This is a genomic window from Acidilobus sp. (assembly GCF_049973875.1).
In the GTDB taxonomy this organism is placed as follows: domain Archaea; phylum Thermoproteota; class Thermoprotei_A; order Sulfolobales; family Acidilobaceae; genus Acidilobus.
In genome coordinates, this window is sequence record NZ_JBMFJI010000053.1 from 1 (window position 1) to 3,729 (window position 3,729).

Annotated in this window: 2 protein-coding genes; both read right to left on the minus strand. The window is 53.8% G+C overall.

What is annotated here, in order from left to right:
- Positions 1-257: 257 nt before the first annotated feature.
- On the minus strand, positions 258-1,334 hold the full coding sequence (locus ACP5H1_RS08120) for a glycosyltransferase family 4 protein (protein WP_427973935.1): 1,077 nt from the start codon (positions 1,332-1,334) through the stop codon (positions 258-260).
- Between the two features lie 44 nt (positions 1,335-1,378).
- Positions 1,379-2,941 carry a hypothetical protein gene (locus ACP5H1_RS08125; protein WP_427973938.1) on the minus strand — a complete coding sequence of 521 codons (1,563 nt, stop codon included), beginning with the start codon at positions 2,939-2,941 and terminating at the stop codon, positions 1,379-1,381.
- Between the last annotated feature and the right edge of the window lie 788 nt (positions 2,942-3,729).

Sequence of the window (3,729 nt, forward strand, 5' to 3'; positions counted from 1 at the left end):
CGATTAATTTGTTGTCACATAGTAGGCCCGGCTTAAGGAAATAACTTTCGAGAGTATGTCGGAAGGCGTTACCAGACAGACAACATAAAAGTGCCAGATCTGAAGCTATAGTCGCAATATATAGTGACAGCGGCTTAGCTTATAAGCTGGGCCTTAAAGGAAGGGACGGGGTGTACACGTGGAACCAGGTCATCGATAAGCTGCTGTCGCTATATGCTGCCGGCAAGGTTTAGTCGCCTTACGCGGTGGCGACTAAGTTAGTCTTTATTAATAAGTTCGTGGAGTAGGGCCTCGTACTCCTTAGCCACAGCTATGTAATCGTACCGCTTGGCCCACCTAGGCCCTGCCTCGCTAAGCCTCTTCCAGAGGTCCTCGTCATTAACGAGCCTCGCCAGGGCCTCCGCGAAGGCCTCAGGCCTCAGCTCTGGGATCCTTAGCCCGTTGACGCCATCTATAACTACTTCTTCAGGAACAGCCTCGGAGACCACGGGAGGCGTTCCGCTCGCCATGGCCTCAACGGCGACATAAGAGAAGGTCTCATAGCTTGACGGCAGCAACAGGGCCCTTGACCTCGAAAGCACGTCGGCCTTTACTTCCTCATCACTGCCATTGTCAAGAGGCAGTACCCACTCGGGCACTTCGCCCAGGAGGCTCTTTACAGTGTTTGAGGCATCAGGACTTATTATTGCCAACCTTAAGTTATAGCCCCTGTCCCTCAGAATTTTAACTGCACGAAGACTTATGTTGACGTTCTTCTCACTCCTGGTCCCTATATGGACGACCAGCGGCTCCCTCTCATCCCTTGGCCTAAAGGGCTTCAGGTCAACGGGGTTGTAGATCACCCTGTCACACCTAATGCCAACTGATAACGCCTCTGAGCTGAGCTTTTTGGAGACGCACACTACAACGTCGTAAGATTTGTAAAGCTGCCTATAAAGCCATCTCATGACACTGGATTGAAGCCTCGTCACGCTATGAAGCACAGCTACCCTTGGCCTAAAGGTTAAGGGGACAACGCCGCTAATTATAATGGCGTCGGCATCCCACTCCCTGAGAACCCTGCTCCCCCTGAGGAGCCAGTCGATGGATACCCGCGGCTCTGGGTGAGAGCTTACGCGGCCTCGTATGGTTAAAACTTCGATAGAATCTATACCATACACTCTCTTAAGGTAGTCGTTAAAGTCTCTGTAGCCCTTCGGCGCGTCCAGCAGGCCCCAGCTCATCAGCGCTACCCTGTGGCCGAGGATGGCCAGGCCCTTAGCTAGGGTCGCTGCGAACCTTGTGACGCCATCCATGTGAGTCAGAGAGTCCCTCCTGGCAATCACTATCCTCACAGGTTCCTGGCCCTGCCCTTTGGACGTAGTGTAAGAAAATAAGTTTACCTCATCAGGGCTAGGAACCCCACTGGGGCGTTCACCACGACGCTGTTATTGTATTTTGCCAGAAGGACGTTTGAGTATAGCATCGGGTAATCGCTGCAGGAGGAGTATGCGGAGTAAACAGAGTAAGGCTGATAGTAGAACCCCATGTAGCCAGGCTTGAACCAGCCCTCGCTGAGGGTTTCGTTGCACCACTCCCCTGCTGGTAGAGGTGGCAGCGGGTAGGCTACTACTGCATCAGGCGCCAGCTCGCCAGGCACCGCTGCAGTGAAGTTAGAGGTCAACGCCGGTCTCCCGTTACTTGTGACTATCCACCAAATCCCCAGGTCCCACCCGACCTCGGGGAATGCAACAGCAGGGTACCCAACGAAGGAAGCGTAAAGACATAAAGGCGTTAATACTATGACTGAGGCCAGGGCCGCTGCGACGGCGGCCTTCCTGTGTGACTTGACTTCAACTAGGGACGCAAGTATTACTGCAAGGACACCTATGAACATCAGCGGCACCCTGTCGGCCCAGCCGACAGCGCCGAGGCCTAACGTCAAGGCTGCCCCGACGAGCCCTGAAAGGCCTAGAGCCCCCGTGAGGGCCCTGTGCTCTGGCCTCCTCAGGCTCAGCGCCGCTGCTATTGCAAAAGGTATGAGTAGCTCAGCGATGAGGGCCGCCGCCTTAACTTCAACGGCGGCGTGATATGAAGGCATCGCCCTCACGGTGGCCTGGTATATTAGCTGAGGGGCATGGTAGGTAAGCCTCCTCAGCGTGCTTATGGTTAAGCTCCAGTAGTAGTGGATTCCCTGCTGAACAAAGCCGTAGGAGTCGTAGACGCCCATTATTAGGTAGGCAGCCGTTACGGTCAGCAGCGCCTTAGCAGTAAACGTCCTTGAGTTCGACTTGCCGGGGAACATTAAGTAGAGGAGCCCGCCCCCGAAAAAGGCCACCCCCGCCAGGGCCGCTATGAGCTCGTGAGTGTAAACCGCCGCGAGCGTCGCCACGAGGAGCATAGCCAGGGACCTCCTGTCCCTCTCCCTTAAGGCCAGCACAAAGGCGGCCGCCGCTATGGTGAAGGTCACCGTTCCATAGTGATCAGACACGGACTCTGGGATGTCGGACCACAGAATTATGGAAAGGGGTATCGCCGTCGCCGCGGCTTTCCTGCTGAGGCCCAGAGACCTCGCCAGCAGGTAGGTCGCGGGGGCCATGAGAAGGGACATAAGCTCTGGGATCCACTTAATCACGAAGTAGAACGGCGGGTCCTTAAACCAGGCGGGGTGGCCCCAGAGGACAAGTATCGCCTCAGCCAGCGTGAACCAGAGGGACCTGTTGAACCACATGAAGTCAGGCCATGGAGTTAAGTGGCCGTACTCCGCTATATACATGGCACGGAACATGTGACTAAAGGAGTCCTCGAAGTCAGTTATGTAATACCTATCCGCAAGGTCAGGGACCAGGAACCTGACGCTAATGATAGCTAGGGTTGATGTTACTATAATGAAGGCCGTCCACCTATTACTGAAGTTCTCGCTAAGGACCGCGTAGAACGTCGCCATCAGCGACAGAAGCATTATAATCGTTCCGATAATGCCTAAGGCAGGCGCGTAAGAAAGGGGCCCATAGATGTCGCTGACCCCAAATACTCTATTACCCGCTTGCTCGAAAATGACGACGTATATAATGAGAGTAAGAATAATGGCCACTGCAAGCGTAATTGATAATGCGCGGCCCTGCCTGATCACTGTCAAGGCCTCACTTTACTCTTTTTAGGTACGCTAAAAACGGTTTATGGGGTCAGACCTCTTATCCTATCATGTTCTACAGCCCTATTTGGATAAGGCCAATTTATGTTGCATAGCCGCATAGCTGTATATATGATATGAAATGAAACGGAAATTTTAGCGCGATTCAGTGAAACATACCATGCTAAAGAGTAAATCTCTATCGACCTTGGTTTCTCCATCACACTGCAGGCTTGCTCAAAAGGGCTCCTGCATATAAAGGGCCTATAAGAACATAAGCTATATTCTTGTGACGATGCATTGTCAGCATAGGGCTAAAACTTGATAATAACCCTGGTTGACGACAGCGACCTCTCAGCGCCTGGAAAAGGGCAGCAGGCCAGGGCCTACGAGCTGTACTCCAGGGTAGCCAGGAGGAGGGCGCTATAGCCAACGCCATAATGGCCGGGAACCACTTTGGCGTGAAGGTCGCGGGAGGGGCCATGAAGTACCCCGGGTGGCCCCAGAGGGCAAGCACAGACTCAGCGAAGGTGAACCAGAAGGCCCTGTTGAACCACATGAAGGTGGGGTAAACAGTCAGGTGACCGTACATGGCAAGGTACATGCCCTCGCCCCAG

Excerpts from the sequence above, each read along its gene's own strand:
- ACP5H1_RS08125 (WP_427973938.1), bottom strand. The coding sequence starts at position 2,941 with ATGCTTCTGTCGCTGATGGCGACGTTCTACGCGGTCCTTAGCGAGAAC.